The sequence below is a fragment of the Pseudoalteromonas sp. T1lg48 genome (assembly GCF_002964785.1).
Classification (GTDB): Bacteria; Pseudomonadota; Gammaproteobacteria; order Enterobacterales; family Alteromonadaceae; genus Pseudoalteromonas.
Window position 1 is genome coordinate 195,262 of the sequence record NZ_PQCC01000022.1, and the last position, 19,790, is coordinate 215,051.

Below are 19,790 nucleotides of genomic sequence, written 5' to 3' on the forward strand. Positions count from 1 at the left end.
AAGCCTGGCACCAACCTAAACGGCCAGCCTAGAGCCCTTCTACTAAAAAAATTTGAAGCTGAAAATATTCAGTACGAGATTGCTAATGATGGAACAATCAGGTGGTCTGAAAAGGATCATAAAAGAGCGCAAGACCTTGTCCTAGAAGTGCTCAACAAATCCAAAGATTGAAGTGCAAAATTCATATAACAAACGTATAAAGTAAATGGACCCATAAAACTAGGCTGGCGCTCATTCCCAGCTGATTTTAGCCAAGCTGAATCTGCCCATCATGCGGATGTTATATCTCTAAGGAAGGAGTTACCTCATGGAAGAAGAATCGACGTTTATTACCTTTGCATTGTTTACGCTCTTGGCTGCCATTAGTCCCATTATTTTGGCCATTATTGCAAGCGTGAAACTACACAGAACCTTTGGCAAGGGAGCCATCTTTTTTCTTAGCATTGGAACCATCCTAATAGGGTTGCTGCCGCTCGACACGCTCGCGACGGTTGCACTATCAAGGTTGGATACCGACCTACTTGCTAAAGCTATGCTCTATAAAAGCTATGTTGTCATGGCGTTGACTTATCTGGGCTCGGTCTCTATCTCGGTGGGCATTCTAATGCTGTGCCACCAGTATCAAACCAAAGCCTAACCACACCAGTTAAAAAAGTATTCACTCTCTTCAGCCTTTTTCAGACACGGCAGATTATGCCCCCTGCTCTGCATGCTGGTGTTAGCACAGCCAACAAGGTAAGCTAACTTCAAGGATTGAATAATAACCTATTATAAAGAAAGGAAAAATTGTGCATCCAAATAGAAATGCAATCGCTTTTGGTGGTCTCGTGGCCACAGTTTTATTCTTTGTGATACTAATCATACTGGCCTTATGGGCTTGGCCTAAATACAAAGTATATAAATTAGAAATGAATGGTATTGCCGCATTAAAAGAGGCGGAATGGAGCAAGCAAATCCTCATTGAAGAGGCCAAGGCAAGAGAGCAAGCGGCACTCATGCAAGCAAAGGCGCGGGTCACGTTAGCCCAAGCCGAAGGTGAAGCCAAGATTGTTCAAGCAAAAGCCGAAGGCCAAGCAGACATTGAAAGAGCAAAAGCAGCCGCAGAGGCAAACAGAATCATAGGCGAGTCTCTAAAAGGGAATGAAGCTTACCTGCGTTATGTCTGGATTAAAGGCCTGCAAGAAGGCAATGGCGAGCGCATATACATCCCCACCGAGGCTGGCCTACCCATACTCGAAGCGGGCAAAGCAGGAAAGTAATCTGCTTTTGGGTGAATTGCTAAAACTAGCTAGCTGTCCAAACAGCGGGATCTTGTCGCGGTGACGACGACACCCAACTGAGAAAACCGTTGCCGATGAGTTGCAACTCACTTACACAAAAAAGGATGCTCGGCGGCATCCTTCCCGGCACCAAGAAATATCAGGGACGCCAAATAATCCCACAATGGGCTATGGTGCGCATCAAAGCGCGGCGGTAATGCACATTAAACAGCGCCAGGGCGAAGGGGCCACATAATCCGCCTAACAGGGCCCAGCGCTTGGCTGGCATGCCTTTGGCGGTGGCTACTACAAATAACAAACTGGCAAACACGACACTTAATAATAAAATCATAATCCCCCCTCATTCTCGGGCGGCGACTTTACCATAAAGCTGCTGCTTAATTAACCACCTAGCCCACCCTGCCTCTTTAATTCACAGCTAGGTTATTGGTTATTAAGTAAACTTTTTCAGTTGATTTTATTTCATCTAAAGCCGACAGAAAGTACATAACGGGCATAAAAAAGCGCAGCATATTGCTGCGCTTATCAATGATGTGCTTATGACGGGATTAACTGCGAGCCTGTTCCTTGTCTTGATCCGCAGCGTCCTCGGCAACGTCCTTGGCCGGCTCTTCAGAATCAACTGATTCGGACTCGTCGTTGCTTTCAGCATCGGCTTTGTCGCTAGCCTCTGCCTTGTGCTCAGCTTCAACCTGCTCCTTTGTCTCAACCTCTTCCTCAGCTTCAACCTTGCTTTTAGCCTCGGCAACCGCCTGCTCCTGCGGGTAATAACTTTCGCCCTGCTCGGCCATGGCCAGTAGGGCCGATGCCGGGCTAAAGCCGTCATTCAACTGCGCATAGGTTGCCAGAATCGAGCACACTTTGCCGGCGCCCAGTTTATCCATATAGCTAAACGGACCGCCCAGGAAGGGCGGGAAGCCAATGCCGAAGATGGCACCTATGTCGCCGTCGCGGGCATTGCTGACGATACCTTCTTCCAAACAACGTGCCGCTTCGTTCAGCATCTGCATGACGCAACGCTCGGCAATCTCTTCCTTGTTTAGTTTAGGGCTGAGCGTCACGCCCAGGAATTCGTAAACCGACTCGTCCACCTTCTTCTTTTTCTTGCTGTAATCGTAGAAGCCACGGCCCGACTTACGACCTAGGCGCTTGTCGTCGATTAAGCGATTAAACACCGCTGGTGCCTTAAAGCGCTCACCCAGCTCGGCCTCAAGAATAGGGGCAATCTTAGAGCCGATATCAATTCCTACTTCATCGAGCAGCGCCAGAGGGCCAACCGGGAAACCAAACTCCACTAAGGCCTGGTCGATTTTCTCGATAGGTTCACCCGCGAGCAATAGGTTTGCCGCCTCGTTCACATAGGGAGCCAAGATACGGTTTACAAAGAAACCGGCCTTGTCTTTAACCACGATCGGCGTTTTGCCTTGCTTGCGGGCAAAGCTCACGGTGCGGGCGATGGTTTGCTCACTGGTCTTCTCGTGGGGAATAATTTCCACCAGCGGCATTTTTTCTACCGGCGAAAAATAGTGTAAGCCAATAACATTTTCAGGACGCTGCGCCTGCGCGGCAATTTGTGCTATCGGCAACGAACTGGTGTTGCTGGCAAAAATGGTGTGCGCTTGGGCATATTGCTCAACATCGGCAACCATGGCCTGCTTTAGGGAAAGGTCTTCAAATACCGCTTCGATCACCATGTCCACATGCTTAAAGCCGCTGTAATCCGTGGTGCCGGTAATGCGACTCATCTGCTCCTGCAACTCGGCCAGAGACAAGATGCGACGCTGACGCTTTTTCTCAAGAATTTTATAGCTGTAGTTCATAGCCCCGGCAATGCCTTGTTGCGCCACGTCTTTTACTCGGGTGCGCACACCCGCCTTGATGGCACTCACATGAGTGATACCCGCACCCATCAGGCCGCCGCCCAACACGGCAACCTTGTCGGTGCTTGGGGCGTCATCGGCGCGCCATTCTTTCTTCATCTCTGTAGTGGCAAAGAAAATACCGCGCAGTTTTTTAGAGACATCGCTCATCACCAGCTCGGCAAAACCTTCGGCCTCTGTTTTATAGGCCTTAAGTTGGTCCAGCTCGACGCTGGCACGCACCGCCTTGATAATCAGCTCAGGCGCCGGGTAATGACCGCCGGTCTTCTTGGCCACATTTTCGGCGGCTTTTTTGAAGATCAGATTGCGGCCAAAGGGGTTAGACTCCAGCAGCGCCGACATTTTATCGAGCCGAGGTTTCGCCGCTTTCGCTTTACCTTTTTGCGCAAACTGCACCGCCACATCCAATAGAATCGAGTGCGGCACACAGTCGTTCACCAGGCCGGCTTTTTTCGCCTGCTTGGCGCGCACCTGCTTGCCGGTTAGCATCCATTCCAGAGCCTTTTGAATGCCCACCAGCTTGGGCAGACGCTGGGTTCCGCCGCCGCCAGGCAAGAGGCCTAACTGCACCTCGGGCAGACCCATTTTGGTGATGTCGCTGTCGCTACAAACGCGGTAATCACAGGCCAGAGCAAACTCTAAACCGCCACCTAAGGCAGCGCCGTGAATGGCGGCCACCGTGGGATAAGGCAGTTTAGCCAAGTCAAAAAAGGCGTCGTGACAGGTACTCGACAGGGCCAACGCTTCTTCACGGGTATTGGCCTCGTCCAGCATGTTGATGTCGGCACCGGCAATAAAGTTATCCGGCTTGGCGCTGATAAATACCAGGCCTTTAACGTTATTTTCGTTGGCTGTGGTGATCACATCCTGCAACTGCTCGGCAAAGCTGGCGCGCAAGGTGTTCATCTTCTCGCCGGGCACGTCTATGGTGACGATACCCACGCGCTCATCATTGAGCTCGAATGTAAATACTGATTCAGTCATTATGCGCTCTCCAATACAAAGGCAGCACCCAGGCCACCGGCGGCACAGGCCGTGGTTAAGGCCAAACCACCACCGCGACGATTGAGTTCATGAATACTTTGGGTGATCAAACGCGCGCCGGTGGCGGCGAATGGGTGACCATAGGCCAGTGAGCCACCATTGACGTTGAATTTATCCATGTCGATTTCACCAATGGCCTTATCGCGACCAAGCTGCTCTTTGGCAAATTTATTCGAAGCAAACATCTTCATATTTGCCAGGGTTTGTGCCGCAAAGGCCTCGTGCATTTCAATCAGGTCAAGATCGCCTAACGTAATACCGGCACGATCAAGCGCCACCGGCGTTGAATGCGCCGGGCCCATCAGCATGTCTTCATGCACACCGATGGCGGTGAAAGCATAGCTGCGAATATAGCCCAGGATTTCGTAACCCATGGCCTTGGCCTTGCTCTCATTCATCAGCAGTACCGCCGCCGCCCCATCGGTCAATGGCGTCGCATTGGCGGCGGTGACGCTGCCGTATTGGCGATCGAACACCGGCTTTAATTTAGCGTAACTGGCAAGCTCTGAGTTGGCGCGAATATTGTTATCCTGCTCGATAAACGACTTATAAGGCGGCACATGAGCGGTCATGACTTCTTGCGCCAGCTTGCCCTCGGCCCAAGCCTGGCTTGCCAAGGTGTGTGAACGGTGCGCCAAAGCATCCTGATCGGCGCGGCTGATATTATGGGTTTTTGCCATCTGCTCAGCGGTTTGACCCATGGACAAGCCGGTCGAGTATTCGGCCACCGCCGGCGGCACCGGCAGCAAGTCTTTTAGGCGCAGTTTTGAGAAAATCTTTAAGCGCTGTGACAGGGTGCGGGCTTTATTTAAATCCACCAGACTGCCGGCCAGCTTTTTGCTCACGCCAATAGGCAAGACAGAGGATGAGTCGGCACCACCGGCGATCCCTACCTGTGTGTGCCCGGCCATAATCGACTCGGCGACGTTGGCGATGGCCTGAAAGCTGGTTGCGCAGGCACGGGAGACCGAATAGGCATCGATATTTACCGGCATGCCGGTTCCGAGCACAATTTCACGAGCAATATTGGGCGCTTCAGGCATTTGTACCACCTGACCGAACACCAGTTGGTCGATTTCCTTGCGGTCGAAATCAAGACGCTCTAGCATCTCGTTGACCACCAGCTTGCCTAGGTCTAATGCGGGTACATGATGAAAAGCGGTCGCTTGCTTTGCAAAAGGTGTACGCAGGCCACTGACAATGGCAATGCGCTCCCCGTTTCGTGTTGTTAGTTTTGTTTGCTCAGACATATAAATGCTTCTCCTGCTGACAGGTCTGACCTGTTAATATTTCCCCGATTCTAAAACAACCCTGGGCGCATTGCCAATAGGCATATCAAAATTTACCACCCAGCTACAACAATAGTTAACAAACTGAAGCAATCAAAATAAAAAACAAGACTTTAAAACTGAACAATTGTAAGTAAAATCGATCGAACTATTTGGCTTACGCAATGCCTAAAGGGCGTTGTTAGGCGTAACCAGGTTATGACACGCGCCCTATTTTTTCACAGCATTTATATATGCCGGCAAGGACAAGTACACTTATGGCAGTTTCTAAGTTTGCACAATTAAAAACCTATTTAGATACCCAAATCATCGGTCAACACCAGCTCACTCAGTCCCTACTCATTGCCGTATTGGCGGACGGTCACCTGCTCGTTGAAGGCCCTCCCGGGCTGGCCAAGACCCGCGCGGTAAACGCTTTGGCCAAGGGCCTAGAAGGGAGCTTCCAACGCATTCAGTTTACTCCGGATTTATTGCCGTCGGATGTCACCGGCACCGATATTTACCGCCAACAAACCAGCGAGTTTGTATTTGAGCCGGGCCCGCTGTTTCATAACCTGGTGCTGGCGGATGAAATAAACCGCGCCCCGGCCAAGGTGCAGTCGGCCCTGCTGGAGGCCATGGCCGAGCGGCAAATCACCGTGGGCAAGAACACCTACCCACTTGAGCAGCTGTTTATGGTGATGGCGACACAGAACCCGCTGGAACAAGAAGGGACCTACCCGCTGCCCGAAGCGCAGCTTGACCGCTTTTTACTGCATCTCAATATCGATTACCCGAATGCCGAGGCGGAGCTGGCCATTTTGCGCCTGACCCGTGGCGAGGCGCTGGCCGGTGAGCAGCAAAATATTGAGCCTATTTCTCAGGCGGATCTATTCGATGCCCGCCAACAGGTGCTGGCGTTGCATTTGGCCGAGCCCCTAGAGCAATACCTGGTGCAGCTGGTGATCGCTACCCGTGATGGTTTACGCGTCGATGACGACCTGGCCAACTGGATTGAATACGGTGCCAGCCCCAGGGCCACCATAGCGCTCGATAGAGCGGCGCGCGCCAATGCCTGGTTAAATGGTCGCGATTTTGTCAGCCCGGAAGACATTCAGGCGGTGTTTCATAATGTGCTGCGCCATCGCATTATCCTCAGCTACGAAGCTCAGGCCGAAGGCGTCAGTAAAGATCAAGTGTTAACGCGCATTTTAGAGCGCGTGGCAGTGCCTTAATGGCTAAGTTGCAGTCAGCCATGGGTGTGCAGCAATGGCTAGAGCAGTTGCATAGCAATGGCCATAGCCTGGCTTTAAAAGAGCTCACCTATTACAAAACAAAAACCCAGCTGCTGGATTTAGCGGTACGCAAGCGCATACGCAGCCCCCATAGCGGTCAGTATCTGGCACCGCATAAGGGCCGCGGCATGGAGTTTGCGGAGGTGCGCCATTATCAAAGCGGCGATGATGTACGCAGCATCGACTGGCGCGTAACCGCCCGTACCGGCGAGGCCCATACCAAGCTGTTTCAGGAAGAAAAGGAACGCCCGGTACTAATGCTGGTCGACTTTAGCGCCAGCATGCACTTTGGCTCTCAGCTGCTATTTAAATCGGTGCAAGCGGCGCATCTGGCCGCCTTGATCGCCTGGTCGGCCTGTGCCCGTGGCGATAAACTCGGTGCCCTGGTTTTTAACGATCAGCAGCACCATGAATTTCGCCCACAAAGCCGCGATAAGGCGGTGTTACGGGTATTCCACGGCCTGCTCGACAGCCACAAACAGCAGCAAACCCTCAGCAGTAGCGCCACTGGCACAGATCTGCTGCGCCAGTTGCAACGCTTAAACCAGCTTGCCAAGCCCGGCAGCACCGTCTACCTGCTGAGCGACTTTGCCATATTGCAGCACGATGATAACCCGGCCATAGAGCGCGAATTACAACGTCTGGCGCGCCATTGCGAAGTGGTCGCCTGCGTGATCAGCGACCCCTTTGAGCAGCACCTGCCGCACTACCCGGAAGCGGTGAATGTGCGTAGCCATCAGGGGCATTTTAGCCTGCCCTTACAGGATGCCGGTTTTCGTCGCCGCTTTAATCAGCAGGCGCAGCAACTCGACGCTTTGCGCCAACAAAAACTATCCCGATATTGCCACTCCTTGGTGGAAATTAGCGCCGCCAAGGCGCTGGAACAACAGTTTTATGAAGGGAGTTTGTAAATGCAGTCAGCCCCTACAATGCCATTGGCCGATGTGATTGTCCCCACTGAGGTATCAAGTTGGCCGCCGGGTCCGGCCTGGTGGCTCTTGGCCGCCACGCTGTTAGTGTTAATTATCGCCGCCGTACTGGTTTATCGTCGCCGCCAGCAACACTTGCGCGCCAAACGCCATGCCTTGCAATTAGCGCAGCAACAAACGGCGTTAGGCCTGCATCAGCTGTTAAAGCGCCTGTGCAAACATTATTACGGTGCCCAGGTAAGCGCCCTGAGTGGCCAGCGCTGGGCCTTGACCCTCTCTCAGTTGAGCGGCCTGGCCTTTAGCGCCGAAGAGCTTACTGCCTTATATAAGGGTGATGCAGTGCAGAATGCCGAGCAGGATAAGCTGGCGCACAAGCTAAAGCAGGCCCTGGTACAGTTTAAGACCAAGGAGACCCTGGATGTTTGAGTTCGCCTGGCCCTGGCTGTTTATTCTTCTCCCCCTGCCCTGGCTACTAGCCTGGGTGCAAAATAGCAAAAAAACACACAGCACCTTGTTACTGCGTATCGACTCGCTGGCCTATCAGGCCAAGGCAAAAACCCAGACCCGCGTTAACAAGCGCTGGCCACATTGGTTGCTGGCGCTGGCCTGGCTGACATTGGTGAGCGCCTTGGCTAACCCAGTGTATCGCGGCGAGCCTATTACCCTGGCCAATGAAGGGCGCGATATTATGTTGGCGGTGGACTTATCCGGTTCCATGCGCGAGCAAGACATGGCTTATCAGGGACGTTTTGTCGACCGCTTAAGCGTGGTCAAAAATGTGCTCAGCGACTTTATTACCGAGCGTCAGGGCGATCAGCTGGGGCTTATTCTCTTTGCCGATACCGCCTTTTTACAAACCCCGCTAACCAGGGATCTGGATACCGTAGCGCAAATGCTCAAAGAAGCGCAGATTGGCCTGGTGGGTCGCGCCACCGCCATCGGCGATGCCCTGGGTTTGGCGGTAAAACGTTTTAACGATAAATCCGCGTCCAACAAGGTGGTGATCCTACTCACCGACGGTCAAAATACCGCCGGCAACCTCACTCCGGAGGAAGCCCTGATCCTGGCGAAGGATGCAGAGGTGAAGGTGTATACCATAGGCGTCGGCTCCGATGGTAATTTTGGCGGTGGCCTGTTCTCCATGACCGGCGGCACGGCCTTGGATGAGCGTCTGCTTACGCACCTGGCCAAGGAAACCGGCGGCCGCTATTTTCGCGCCACCGACACCCGTAGCCTGGCCAATATTTACCAGGAGTTGGACGCCCTTGAGCCGTTAGCGGAAGAAGAGCAAACGGTGCGTCCCGAAGAAGCACTCTTCTATCTTCCATTATTCTTGAGTTTCTTAATACTCTTGTTGGCCACCGTTTGGCACCGCTTTGCGGCTGCCATGCAGCGTGTTGCAGGAGAGCGATTATGACCGAATTTATTTTCTTACGACCCGATCTCTTATGGCTACTGCTACTGCCGGGCTTCTACCTGATTTGGCGCCTGGTTGCCAGTAAAGACGAACAACAGCAACAACCCCTTATCGCCCCCCATTTGGCGGCGCAGGTAATGCAAGGCGGTGCCGAGCGGCGACAAAACAATGGTTTGCTCAACACCCTGCTGCTGGCACTCATGGTGGTCGCCATGGCTGGCCCCAGCTTTAGCAAACAAGAGCTGCCAGTGTATGAGGCAAAAATGGCGCGCGTCATGGTAATGGACATGTCCCGCTCCATGTTTAGCACGGATATCGGTCCAAGTCGCCTGCAACAGGCCCGCTTTAAGGCCTTGGATATGGTGGAGCTGTTTAAAGAAGGGGAAACCGCGCTTATCGCCTATGCCGGCGATGCCTTTACCATTTCGCCGCTGACCTCTGACAGCCAAACCCTGACCAACCTGATCCCCAGCCTAAGCCCGGATATTATGCCCGAGCAAGGCAGTAATGTGCTGGCGGCATTAACCCTGGCACAGGAACTGCTGGAGCAGGCGGACTACCCGCAAGGGGACATTATTTTAATTAGCGACGGCATAGACAGGGAAGAAGAAGACGATATCCGCACCTGGCTTGGCAACAACGACTACCGACTGCATATCTATGCCCTTGGCAGCGAACAAGGCGCCCCCATTAGCCTGCCCGAAGGCGGCTTCTTAAAAGACAATCAGGGACAAATCGTTATTCCTAAAACTAATTTTTCCCGGCTACAACGCCTGGCGCAGCTCGGTGGTGGCAAACTTATTCGTTATCAGCCGAGCAGCGACAACCTTAACGTTCTCGCGGTTTCCAAAGGTGAACAAACAACGCAGCAGGCGCAAAACCAACAGACTTTATGGCGAATCGATGCCGGCATCTATCTGGCCTTATTGGTTCTTCCCTTGCTGCTATGGCAACTGCAACGCCGCGCTATTATGCTGGGCGCCGCCCTTGTACTGGTGCCGCAATTATGGACCCCGGCCTATGCCGCCAGCGGCCAGTCCTGGTTTAATAATGCAGAACAAAATGCCCTCAACGCCTACCATGACAAGGCCTATGAGCAGGCGGCACAGGCGCGAAACCCTTTGCTCAGTGGCGCCGCCAAATACCAGCAACAGGACTATCAGGGAGCCCTGGCTGATTTTAACAAGGATAACTCGGCCACCGGCCTGTATAACCAGGGTAATGCCCTGGCGCAATTGGGCAAGTTTGACGAGGCCCTGGAGCGCTATCAGCAGGCCCTGGATAAAGACCCAAACCTCGAGGCCGCCAAGGCCAATAAGTCCACCCTGGAGCAGTTGAAAAAGCAGCAAGAGCAGCAACAAAATCAACAAGGTGATTCAGGGCAGGAGCAAGACTCCCAAGGCCAGGACTCACAACAACAAGAAGATGGTCAACAACAGCAGCAAGATGGCCAGCAGCAAGGCTCTGAGCAACAAGGTGAGTCGCAACAACAAGACGACTCCGAGCAACAAAACGGTGGCAGTAGCGCGCAAAACGAGCGTAACAGCAATGAGCGCAACCGCCCGCAAAACAGCGCCCAGGCCGACGATAAGTCGGACCAAGACGAACAGCAAGAGTCTGGCGAGTCTTCGACCGAGTCCTCGACCGAGTCCTCGAATGAGTCATCGAACGAGCAGTCGTCGCAACAAAATGCAAAGCAACAAAATGACGCAGCGGCTTCGCCCGAGACTTCGTCCGAGACTTCGCCCGAGGACTCACAAGAACAAGCTAAAGCACAACAGCAAGCGCTCGGCGAACAACAAGCCGGGCAGCAAGATGGCGAGCAACAAGCCGCTGCCATGGCTGAGCTCAGTCCCGAAGAGCGTGAAAAAGCGCAACAGCTCAATCAACTGCTACGAAAAATTCCCGACAACCCGGAGATCCTGCTGCGCAACAAAATGCAACTAGAAGCCCAGCAACGTCAACGATATCGCCGCCGCTTACCACAAGGAGTAGAGAAGTCATGGTAAGAAGTTTTTTATATGTTTGCTTAATCTGCTTGAGCCTGCCGACCTTAGCCTTATCGCAGCTTGAAGCCAGCGTCGATAAAAACCCGGTGGTCGCCGGTGAATACTTTATGTTGACCCTGAGCGCCGATGACACCATAAAAACCACTCAACCGGACACAGACGCCTTGTTACGGCACTTTGTGGTCGGCCCTACTTATCGCAGCACCAATACCCAGATGGTCAACGGCGTAGTCAGCCGCCAAACCAGCTGGCGGGTGGAATTGATGGCCCGCGAGCCAGGCCAATACGAGATCCCGGCCTTTAACCTCAAAGGCGTGAGCTCCGAGCCTTTTACCCTCAATGTGGTCGCCAATAAGGAGGCCCAGGGCGATGGCAATAACGCCTTTATCAAAACCGAGCTGACTCCGACGTCTCTGTACGTGCAACAGGCCGCCATTTATACCGTAAAGCTTTATGTCGGCGTCGACCTAATCGAGGCGGCCATGACCGCACCGGCAATGAGTGAAGCAAATTTGGCGCAATTGGGTCGTGACAGCGAAAGCCAGGAAGTGGTCGATGGTCGCCGCTATCGCGTGATCCAGCGTGAGTATCTGATCCAACCGCAAAAAAGCGGCACCTTTGAACTAGAGGCCCCCGTTTTCAACGGCAAAGCGCGTGTGAACTATCGCCCGGTGGCCGTCAGTGCCCGCGGCACGGATCAGTTAGTGGATGTAAAACCCACCCCGGCGCAGTACAGCGGCTCCTGGTTGCCCAGCGAGTTGGTGGATTTAAGCGAGCAATGGCAGGGACTGGAGCAAGAGGTAAAGGTCGGCACGCCCATCACTCGTACGCTTACGCTCACCGCACTCAACGTCACAAAGGAGCAATTGCCGGATGTAACCAGCGCTGATATCGAGGCGGTGCGCAGCTATGCGGACCAGTCCGAGCGCACTCATGTGGTTCGCAATGGCCGCATTATTGCCCAGAGCAAGACCTCCATCGCCTATGTGCCACAAAAGCCGGGCACATACACCCTGCCGGCTGTTTCGATCAACTGGTTTAATACCGTCACCGGACGTGAGCAGGTGGCGAGTGTCCCCGAGCAACAAATCACCGTGGTTGCCGCCGACGGCACTAAAGTGGCGCCAAACGAGCCACCTAAAACTGAGCAAATCGCCACGCCGGATGTAAATACTGGTAAGGACGAAAATACCGGCGTGGTCCAAGGTGAGCCGAGCTCGCTATCCTGGTGGCTGGCCCTGCCCGGCTACGCCTTATGGCTATTGACACTGCTGCTGTGGTGGTTCAGCCACACTCGTAATAAGGCACAAACTATCGCCCGGCCCAGCGCCCCCGGCCAAGAGACGGCAACGATTGCGCAAGTAAGCTTGCGAGACATCCAGGATGCCGCAGCCAAGGAAGATGGTAAGACCTTGTATCTGGCCCTAGACACCTACGCCAAAGTCCATTACGGCAACCTTGACGCCTGGTTGACGCAATGGCCACAGCAGGCACAGCAGGAATTCGCCAAGCTGCGTCAGTCCCTATACAGCCCAAGCGCGCCTGTGGTCGACTACAGCTGTATTGCCAAGGCTGCGGCCAACACCTCGGCCCCCAGCCGCAAACCTCAACCTGAGCTAGACTCATTGTACTAAGGCTTTTACCAGCTTTTTGCACCTGGTTTTCGGTTTGCCGTAAACCAGGTGCAAAATTTTCTCCTTTTACGAAATCATTTTTCGCTATTACAGGTCTTTATGGGCATGGCAGATAAACAAAAGCGCTATGAAGCGCTGGTGCAGGTGTACCACAAAGAGCTCTATCGCTTTGCCTTTTGGCTTTGCAAGGATGCCACTGTGGCGGAAGACCTGGTCCAAGAAACATTTTTAAGAGCGTGGCGATCGTTGGATTCCTTGCAGGATCAGGGCGCGGCAAAGTCGTGGCTGCTGACCATATTGCGTCGAGAAAACGCCCGCCGTTTTGAACGTAAACAATTTGATTACAGCGATGTAGAGCAGGACACCCTGGTTGATGAACACAATACCGCCCTGGATGACGATATGGAGCTGACCGTTCTGCAACGGCATATCATGGCCTTACCGGATGAATATAGGGAGCCACTGGTATTACAGGTGATGGCCGGCTGCAGCGGCGAGGAAATAGCCAACATCCTTAATCTCAACAAAAACACGGTAATGACGCGCTTATATCGGGCTCGAAACCAGCTAAAAGACGCATTAACTCGTAACGATGATAAATTTACAGAGGCCCCCAATGGATGAACTCGAATTTCGCCGGCGCCTTTTAGCTCAGCCGCACGATAAAGACAAAACGCTACTAGAGTATGCACAGCAAAGTCCCGAGCGCATGGGCTTGGCCAACGAGCTCAAGAGCTTTGACAAAGAGCTGCGCCAAGCGATGAATGTGCAGGTACCTGAAAACCTTGCCGATAAGATAATTCTTAAGCAAAGCATGAGCGATGACTTGGCCGCCAATGATGGGCCAACCAGCCACTCAGCCAAGCGGCCCTGGTATCTGGCTTTGGTTGCCAGCGTTGCCATGGTGTTTACCGTCGCCCTGTATCAACTGAATAGTCCCACGCTCACCATAGGTGAGCATGCCCTGGCTCATGTGTATCATGAAATCGACTCCCTGGAGTCGCAAGAGCGCCTGGATATCGCCACGGTTAACGCCCGTCTTGCCGAGCTTGGAGGACAGTTGAACGCACTGCCCGGTGAAGTTACCTATGCCCGTTTTTGCCGCTTTAAAGGGCAAAAAAGCCTGCACCTGGTGTTTGAGTCCGACTTTGGCCCCATGACGGTATTTATCGTTCCCACCAATAATGAATATCTGGGCGATAGCTACTTCTCCGATCAGCGCTTTGCCGGGCGGGTTTCCCACTTCCCGCAGGGTGATGCCATTTTAGTGGCCGCCGCCAAGGCGCCCATCGATGAATATCAAAGTCGTATAAACCAATCGCTGCATTGGTTATAAAGCGGCACTCTCCCGGATAGCAAAAAGCCACCCTTAGCAAACTAAGGGTGGCTTTTTTGTGTCTCTAAGCGAGCTATAAACTAGCTCTTAGCTTGGGCTTAGTTAAGTTCGGCCTCTACCTGCTCAAAGGTAGCAATAAGCTCGTCGCTTGGCTCTTTGGTTGCCAGTGACACCACCACAATGGCGATACACGACAGGATAAAGCCAGGGACGATTTCATAAATAATGCTGCTCAGGCTTTGACCGTTAATGCTGATAGGTGCATAAATCCAGAACAACACGGTCGCGGCACCCACCACCATACCGGCAATCGCGCCTTGCAGGTTCATGCGTTTCCAGTACAGGCTAAACAGAACCAATGGACCAAAGGCGGCACCGAAACCAGCCCAGGCATTACTTACCAGATCCAGAATCGAACTGTTACGGTCATACGCAAGGTAAATGGCACACAGGGCCACTAACAGCACGCTGATACGGCCTATCAATACCAATTCTTTTTGAGACGCTTCTCGGCGCACATAAATGCGATAGAAGTCCTCGGTTAGCGAGCTAGAGCACACCAACAGCTGAGATGAAATAGTACTCATGATGGCCGCCAAAATCGCCGCCAGCAGGAAACCGGCCACCAAGGGGTGGAACAGCAGCTCGGAAAGAACCAGGAAGATGGTTTCTTTGTCGTCGATGGGCATTTGATTTTCCAGCATGTAGGCGGCACCAAATAAACCGGTTAATACCGCACCTATGGCCGACAAGGTCATCCACGACATACCGATACGACGCATGGTCGGCATTACCTTCACCGAGCGCACCGACATAAAGCGCACAATAATATGCGGCTGACCAAAATAACCTAGACCCCAGGCCATGGCGGAAATAATGGCAATGGTTGAGCCACCGGCAAACCAATCCATCATATTCATGGCATGCACTTCGCTCTCTTTAGGCGAGGCCAACAGCAAATCATAACTGGCATTGCCAAGCGTTTCGAACACAGGTTGATCAAGCATCATATAGGTGGCCACCGGCACAGCCAGTAACGACACAAACATGATACAACCCTGGACGAAGTCGGTCATGCTCACGGCTAAAAAGCCACCAAACAGGGTGTATAGCACCACCACGCCGGTGGTCACATACAAGCCGGTTTCGTAACTCATACCAAAGGAATTCTCGAACAGCTTACCGCCGGCAACCACACCGGATGAGGTGTACAGGGTGAAGAAGACGATGATGACGATGGCGGAAATAACGCGAAGAATGTTTTTGTTATCGGCAAAGCGATTGGCAAAGTAATCCGGGATGGTAATGGCGTCATTGGCTCTTTCCGTGTACACACGCAAACGCGGTGCAACCAGGAAGTAGTTAGCCCAGGCACCGAGTACCAGACCTATGGCTATCCATACCTTGCTTAAGCCAAATAAATACATGGCTCCAGGCAAGCCCATAAGTAACCAACCACTCATATCCGAAGCCCCGGCTGACAGGGCGGCAACACTTGGCGATAGGTTTCGACCACCGAGCATATAGCCAGATACATCATCGGTCGATTTTTTATAGGCATACAAGCCTATGCCAAGCATGGCAATAAAATAAATGGCGAGTGATATTATCGTACCTAATTCCAAACTAGCCTCCAACTTTAGCGCTAAATAGTGCGTGCCTTGGCCTCAAGAGGGCTCAAAGCTATTTGTTATTGTCTTATACGGCCGTCAAATACGACCGAGTCGCTTACTATAGCATGGCGACGGGGCGCAACTCCAATTAGTGCGCTTGTCGCAAAAATGACAAAGTCGTCTCTATAATAAATACACCAGAGGCAAGTATGTTGTTTTAAAGTAAAAAGTACTTTTTAATCGTGACAAAAGTATATAATACTGGGTGAAAGCCATTTCTATTTCTCATATATTGTTAGTGAGTCAGATTAATTGGCACCCGTAACGGACTATGGCTCTAACTAATAAGCAACCAGTTTGGATGTGACAAATGAATTTCTATGCTGCGCGACAACCCATTCTCGATAGAGAAAAATCCCTGGTAGGCTACGAACTCCTCTTTCGCGATGGTCTTGATAACGTATTCCCCCAGATCAATGGCGATGAAGCCACTTCGCGACTTATTGAAGGCAGTCAGTTTACCTTTGGCCTTGAAGAGCTAACCGGAAACAAGCCCGCCTATATTAATTTCACCTTGGAAACACTGGCCAAGGGCTATGCCACCACCATGGGCAGCGACGAAATCGTCGTTGAGATCCTTGAGACGGTGCAACCGGGAAAACGCCTGTTAGCCCTTACCAAGGAGCTCAAAGAGCGCGGTTATACCCTGGCGCTCGATGACTACAAACACCAAAATGTTTGGCGCCACTTCTACCCCTATATCGACATTATCAAAATCGACTATTTGCAAACTCCGGTAGCCCAAATAGAAGAAGTGCTCGAAGCCATCAAGCCGTTCCCCCATATTAAACTGCTGGCGGAAAAGGTCGAAACCCATGAGCAGTATCAACAGGCGATGGATCTTGGCTTTAGCTTTTTCCAGGGCTTCTTCTTCTCCAAGCCGGAAATGGTACAAAGTAAAGCACTGCCGCCTTCTGAGCTGACCCTGGCGGAGCTGCTCTATGAAACCTCCACCACAGAGCTGGACCTAGCCAAGATCACCGCGGTGTTCGAGCGCGACGTTAACCTTTCCTACAAGCTGCTGCGCTATTCCAACTCGGCCATGTTTAAACGCCGCACGGAAATCGCCACCATCAAGCAGGCTTTAGTGGTGCTCGGTGCCAAGGAAATTAAAAAGTTCTTATCCCTGTTGTTTGCCGCCCAGTTATCGTCGGATAAACCCGCCGAGTTAATGCGCTTATCGTTAACCCGTGCCCGTTTTGCCGAGATATTGGCGGAGCAACACTCGGATCAGGTGGACTCGAGCCGCGCCTTCCTAACGGCTATGATGTCGCTGCTTGATGCCATTTTGGACCAAAGCATGGCTGAAGTGGTAGAGCGCTTACCCTTGGCCAACGATATCAAGGCGGCGCTGCGCGACGGCGAGGGCGAACTAGGTGATTACCTGGCTCTGGTTGAGCAATACGAACAAGCCCAGTGGCAACAGGCCAATGGCACCATAGATAAAATGAAGCTTGATGCCAAGCGGGTGCCCGATGCCTACCATGAGGCCATTCAATGGGCCCATGAACAAATGCAGGCGATTATGTAAGCCCGCATTGATAAATAAAAAAAGCCTGCTCAATGCAGGCTTTTTTTATTATAGATTTTCCAGAAAGTTATCATCATATTCTTCGGCTTCCGGCTCTTCTTCAAGCGGCGGGTTGCCATCGTACAGCTCATACAGCTGACGTTGATAATAGACGTCCTTAACAAAGGTATAAGGGTCCAGCGACTCATTCAACAGGCTTTCTTGAGGGATCAACGAAGCACGGGTTTCCACCACTTTCAACACAAATACCAGGATGGTTTCCGGCGTACTCAGGGCGATTTCCGGCAACACGAAGTTATCCACCACGTCACCGGTCAGATTACGGGCGGTGCTTGGACCCATGCCCGGCAACATTAAATAGGCGCCATCACCTAAGCCCCATACTCCCAGGGTCTGGCCAAAGTCTTCATCAACATACTCAAGGCCTAAGCTGGTTGCGACATCGAACAAGCCGCCGATACCCACCGTGGTATTGACCAAAAAGCGCGCCACGGCGATGCCGGTGCGATCCGCCTTGCCTTGCAATGCAGCATTAATGGCATCCGTAGGGGCGCTGATATTGTCGGTAAAATTCGCGATTGAACGACGCACCGGAGCCGGAGTCACCTCTACATAACCGACTGCCACGGGACGTAAAATATAGGCATCGAGGACGTCCATATTGAAGTCATAGATAGGACGGTTAACACTTTGCAACGGGTCGCGCGGGTCTTCTTTCTCCGGCGGCACCTGAGCACAGGCCGTTAGCAGCAGCGCCGATAAGGTAATTAAAGTCTTTTTAAGCATCGTCTATCCTACTGAATCAAGGTATCTATGGTCACGTTGACACTCGGTTGCTGCAGGCGGTTAAAGGGCTGTGATTTACCTTCTAATTCACCCAGCGCAACAGCCACGTCACCATCTTTTGAGATACGGGCAATCACTTGAATTTGTTCGAATTGCTGCAAACTCAATTGCGCCATCATGGCATCTGCCTCGCTTAAAGTCACACTCATGGGCAAGCTAAATTGCTCAAAGCGCTTCACCGCCAATGGCATGGCGGGTCCTTCGGCCGCCTTGGCAAACACAAATAAAACGGCATTATGAGGGATGCGATCGGCTATCTCCTCCGCCAGAGTCACTTGCACCTGTACCTGCTGAGTCGGCTCGCTGTTTTGCTCTTGCGCCAGGCGCGAGTCGATTTCGGCAATACGCTCGCTGACCATGGAATAGCGCGGGTCTTGTTCGGTCATGGTCGCTAAAATCAGCTCAAAGGCACTCTTGGCCTCTGTCCAATCCTTACGCTCGTAAGCGATTAATGCCAGCATAGAAATAGCATCAATATTTTGCGGCTGTACCTGCAGCACCTGCGACAGCAGCTTGGCCGCCTGGTTCATCGCCATCTCATCGCCTTTGATCAACAGCGACTGGGCATAACTGACCTTGGCACTGAGGTTTTCAGGGTCCATCGCCAACACCTTATCGAATGCCTGCATGGCCATTTCGTAATCGTTTAAGGTCATGGCCACACGCCCTAGCATCAGCCAGGCCACCGCATCATCACCGTCCTGAGCCAAACGGGTACGTAAGCCCAGCAGCAGTGCCTGACGCTCGTTGGCATCAAGGGGCTCGCCTTTGCCCATCACCGCACGCTCGCCCAGTTCCGGCAGCTCAACCATGGCCTGTTCCCACGCCTTAAGCTGGGCCTGATTACCGGTAAAATAATAGAACACCGCACTGAGCAGCACCAAAAACGCGGTGCCCGTCAGCGCCAGGATACGGTTGTTGCCGCGGCTTTGCAGTTGTTGCTCCGGCGCTAGGTCATTCAGCAGGCGTCTTTTAAGTTCCAGTAAGGACTCATCAAAGCTCGTTTGCGAAATACGTCCCAGCGCTAAGTCATCGGCCAGCTCCTGCTGACGTTGTTCGAAAATATCGATACGCTCGGCATTGACGCTTGGGTTTACATCGCTTTCAAAGCGACGGAAAAACGGCCAACAGACAAATACCAAGGCGGCAATCGTTAAGGCCGCAAAGGCCCCCCATAATGACAACATTACGCAGACTCCTTGCGCTTATAGCGCGTGATCAACTTTTGCAGTTGTTGCTCGTCGGCCTCAGACCAACGGGCTTTTTGCGCCGCCTTTTTCTGGCGCAGAATAATGAAGGCAAAGCCGCCAACCACGATCAGACCGGGCAGGATCCACAGCAAAATAGTAGCGGGGGTGACCGGTGGCTGATAATGCACAAAGTAACCATAACGATCGATCATGTAATCGATAACCTGGTCCTTGCTCTGCCCTTCTTTCACCAGTTGTTCGACCTTATCGCGCAGGTCTTTGGCAACCACCGCATCGGAGTCGGCGATATTCTGGTTTTGACACTTAGGGCAACGCAGCTCCTTGGTCAGTTCGGCAAACAGGGCCGCTTGCTCTTCGTTGGCAAAATCGTATTTTTCTTCCACCGCGCTGGCAGAAACCGCAAATACCAAGGCCAATAATACAAACACAAAACGCAT

18 protein-coding genes are annotated in these 19,790 nt (G+C 52.5%); 11 read left to right on the forward strand and 7 right to left on the reverse strand.

Features of this window, described 5'->3' with window-relative positions; all coding sequences use genetic code 11:
• The first annotated feature begins 307 nt into the window (after positions 1-307).
• The gene (locus C2M29_RS14555) at positions 308-637 is read left to right on the forward strand and encodes a hypothetical protein (RefSeq protein ID WP_105190476.1); all 330 of its coding nucleotides are present in this window, start codon (positions 308-310) and stop codon (positions 635-637) included.
• 151 nt (positions 638-788) lie between these two features.
• The gene (locus C2M29_RS14560; RefSeq protein WP_105190477.1) at positions 789-1,259 is read left to right on the forward strand and encodes a hypothetical protein; all 471 of its coding nucleotides are present in this window, start codon (positions 789-791) and stop codon (positions 1,257-1,259) included.
• 160 nt (positions 1,260-1,419) lie between these two features.
• Here C2M29_RS14560 and C2M29_RS14565 read toward each other — a convergent pair whose 3' ends face one another.
• The 3 genes from C2M29_RS14565 to fadI form a co-directional block, all read right to left on the reverse strand.
• A complete protein-coding gene (locus C2M29_RS14565) occupies positions 1,420-1,611 on the reverse strand; it encodes a hypothetical protein (RefSeq protein WP_105190478.1) in 192 nt (63 codons plus the stop codon).
• 217 nt (positions 1,612-1,828) lie between these two features.
• On the reverse strand, positions 1,829-4,144 hold the full coding sequence (fadJ, locus tag C2M29_RS14570) for a fatty acid oxidation complex subunit alpha FadJ (RefSeq protein WP_105190479.1): 2,316 nt from the start codon (positions 4,142-4,144) through the stop codon (positions 1,829-1,831).
• Positions 4,144-5,454, reverse strand: coding sequence for an acetyl-CoA C-acyltransferase FadI (gene fadI / locus C2M29_RS14575; protein ID WP_105190480.1), 1,311 nt, complete (start codon positions 5,452-5,454; stop codon positions 4,144-4,146). The genes fadJ and fadI overlap by 1 nt, the downstream gene beginning before the upstream one ends.
• 296 nt (positions 5,455-5,750) lie before the next feature.
• On the opposite strand from fadI, the gene C2M29_RS14580 reads away from it, so the two are divergent.
• The 8 genes from C2M29_RS14580 to C2M29_RS14615 are packed head-to-tail and all read left to right on the forward strand — an operon-like array spanning position 5,751 to position 14,092.
• Complete coding sequence (locus tag C2M29_RS14580) at positions 5,751-6,707, forward strand: AAA family ATPase (protein ID WP_105190481.1); 957 nt, start codon at positions 5,751-5,753, stop codon at positions 6,705-6,707.
• Between the two features lie 8 nt (positions 6,708-6,715).
• A complete protein-coding gene (locus C2M29_RS14585) occupies positions 6,716-7,678 on the forward strand; it encodes a DUF58 domain-containing protein (protein ID WP_442792572.1) in 963 nt (320 codons plus the stop codon).
• The gene (locus tag C2M29_RS14590) at positions 7,679-8,122 is read left to right on the forward strand and encodes a DUF4381 domain-containing protein (protein WP_105190482.1); all 444 of its coding nucleotides are present in this window, start codon (positions 7,679-7,681) and stop codon (positions 8,120-8,122) included.
• Positions 8,115-9,113 carry a vWA domain-containing protein gene (locus C2M29_RS14595; protein ID WP_105190483.1) on the forward strand — a complete coding sequence of 333 codons (999 nt, stop codon included), beginning with the start codon at positions 8,115-8,117 and terminating at the stop codon, positions 9,111-9,113. Before C2M29_RS14590 ends, C2M29_RS14595 begins: the two co-directional genes overlap by 8 nt.
• The gene (locus tag C2M29_RS14600) at positions 9,110-11,122 is read left to right on the forward strand and encodes a VWA domain-containing protein (RefSeq protein ID WP_105190484.1); all 2,013 of its coding nucleotides are present in this window, start codon (positions 9,110-9,112) and stop codon (positions 11,120-11,122) included. The genes C2M29_RS14595 and C2M29_RS14600 overlap by 4 nt, the downstream gene beginning before the upstream one ends.
• Positions 11,116-12,756, forward strand: a complete 1,641-nt coding sequence (locus tag C2M29_RS14605; protein ID WP_105190485.1) for a BatD family protein — start codon at positions 11,116-11,118, stop codon at positions 12,754-12,756. The genes C2M29_RS14600 and C2M29_RS14605 overlap by 7 nt, the downstream gene beginning before the upstream one ends.
• Positions 12,757-12,804: 48 nt before the next feature.
• A complete protein-coding gene (locus tag C2M29_RS14610) occupies positions 12,805-13,380 on the forward strand; it encodes a sigma-70 family RNA polymerase sigma factor (protein ID WP_267894159.1) in 576 nt (191 codons plus the stop codon).
• Entirely contained in the window at positions 13,373-14,092 is a 720-nt protein-coding gene (locus C2M29_RS14615; RefSeq protein ID WP_158684742.1) for a DUF3379 family protein, read from the forward strand. Before C2M29_RS14610 ends, C2M29_RS14615 begins: the two co-directional genes overlap by 8 nt.
• Before the next feature lie 98 nt (positions 14,093-14,190).
• Here the strand turns inward: C2M29_RS14615 and putP are convergent, their stop codons facing one another.
• Positions 14,191-15,672 (reverse strand): sodium/proline symporter PutP, encoded by a 1,482-nt coding sequence (putP, locus tag C2M29_RS14620; RefSeq protein ID WP_442792573.1) that lies wholly within the window; start codon positions 15,670-15,672, stop codon positions 14,191-14,193.
• A gap of 403 nt (positions 15,673-16,075) precedes the next feature.
• Between putP and C2M29_RS14625 the strand changes: the two genes are divergently transcribed.
• Positions 16,076-17,296 carry an EAL and HDOD domain-containing protein gene (locus tag C2M29_RS14625; protein WP_105190489.1) on the forward strand — a complete coding sequence of 407 codons (1,221 nt, stop codon included), beginning with the start codon at positions 16,076-16,078 and terminating at the stop codon, positions 17,294-17,296.
• A 48-nt stretch (positions 17,297-17,344) separates the two neighbouring features.
• On the opposite strand, the gene C2M29_RS14630 is transcribed toward C2M29_RS14625, so the two are convergent.
• The 3 genes from C2M29_RS14630 to C2M29_RS14640 are packed head-to-tail and all read right to left on the reverse strand — an operon-like array spanning position 17,345 to position 19,790.
• Positions 17,345-18,082 (reverse strand): MlaA family lipoprotein, encoded by a 738-nt coding sequence (locus C2M29_RS14630; RefSeq protein ID WP_105190490.1) that lies wholly within the window; start codon positions 18,080-18,082, stop codon positions 17,345-17,347.
• 8 nt (positions 18,083-18,090) lie between these two features.
• Entirely contained in the window at positions 18,091-19,329 is a 1,239-nt protein-coding gene (ccmI, locus tag C2M29_RS14635) for a c-type cytochrome biogenesis protein CcmI (protein ID WP_105190491.1), read from the reverse strand.
• The gene (locus C2M29_RS14640) at positions 19,329-19,790 is read right to left on the reverse strand and encodes a cytochrome c-type biogenesis protein (protein WP_105190492.1); all 462 of its coding nucleotides are present in this window, start codon (positions 19,788-19,790) and stop codon (positions 19,329-19,331) included. The genes ccmI and C2M29_RS14640 overlap by 1 nt, the downstream gene beginning before the upstream one ends.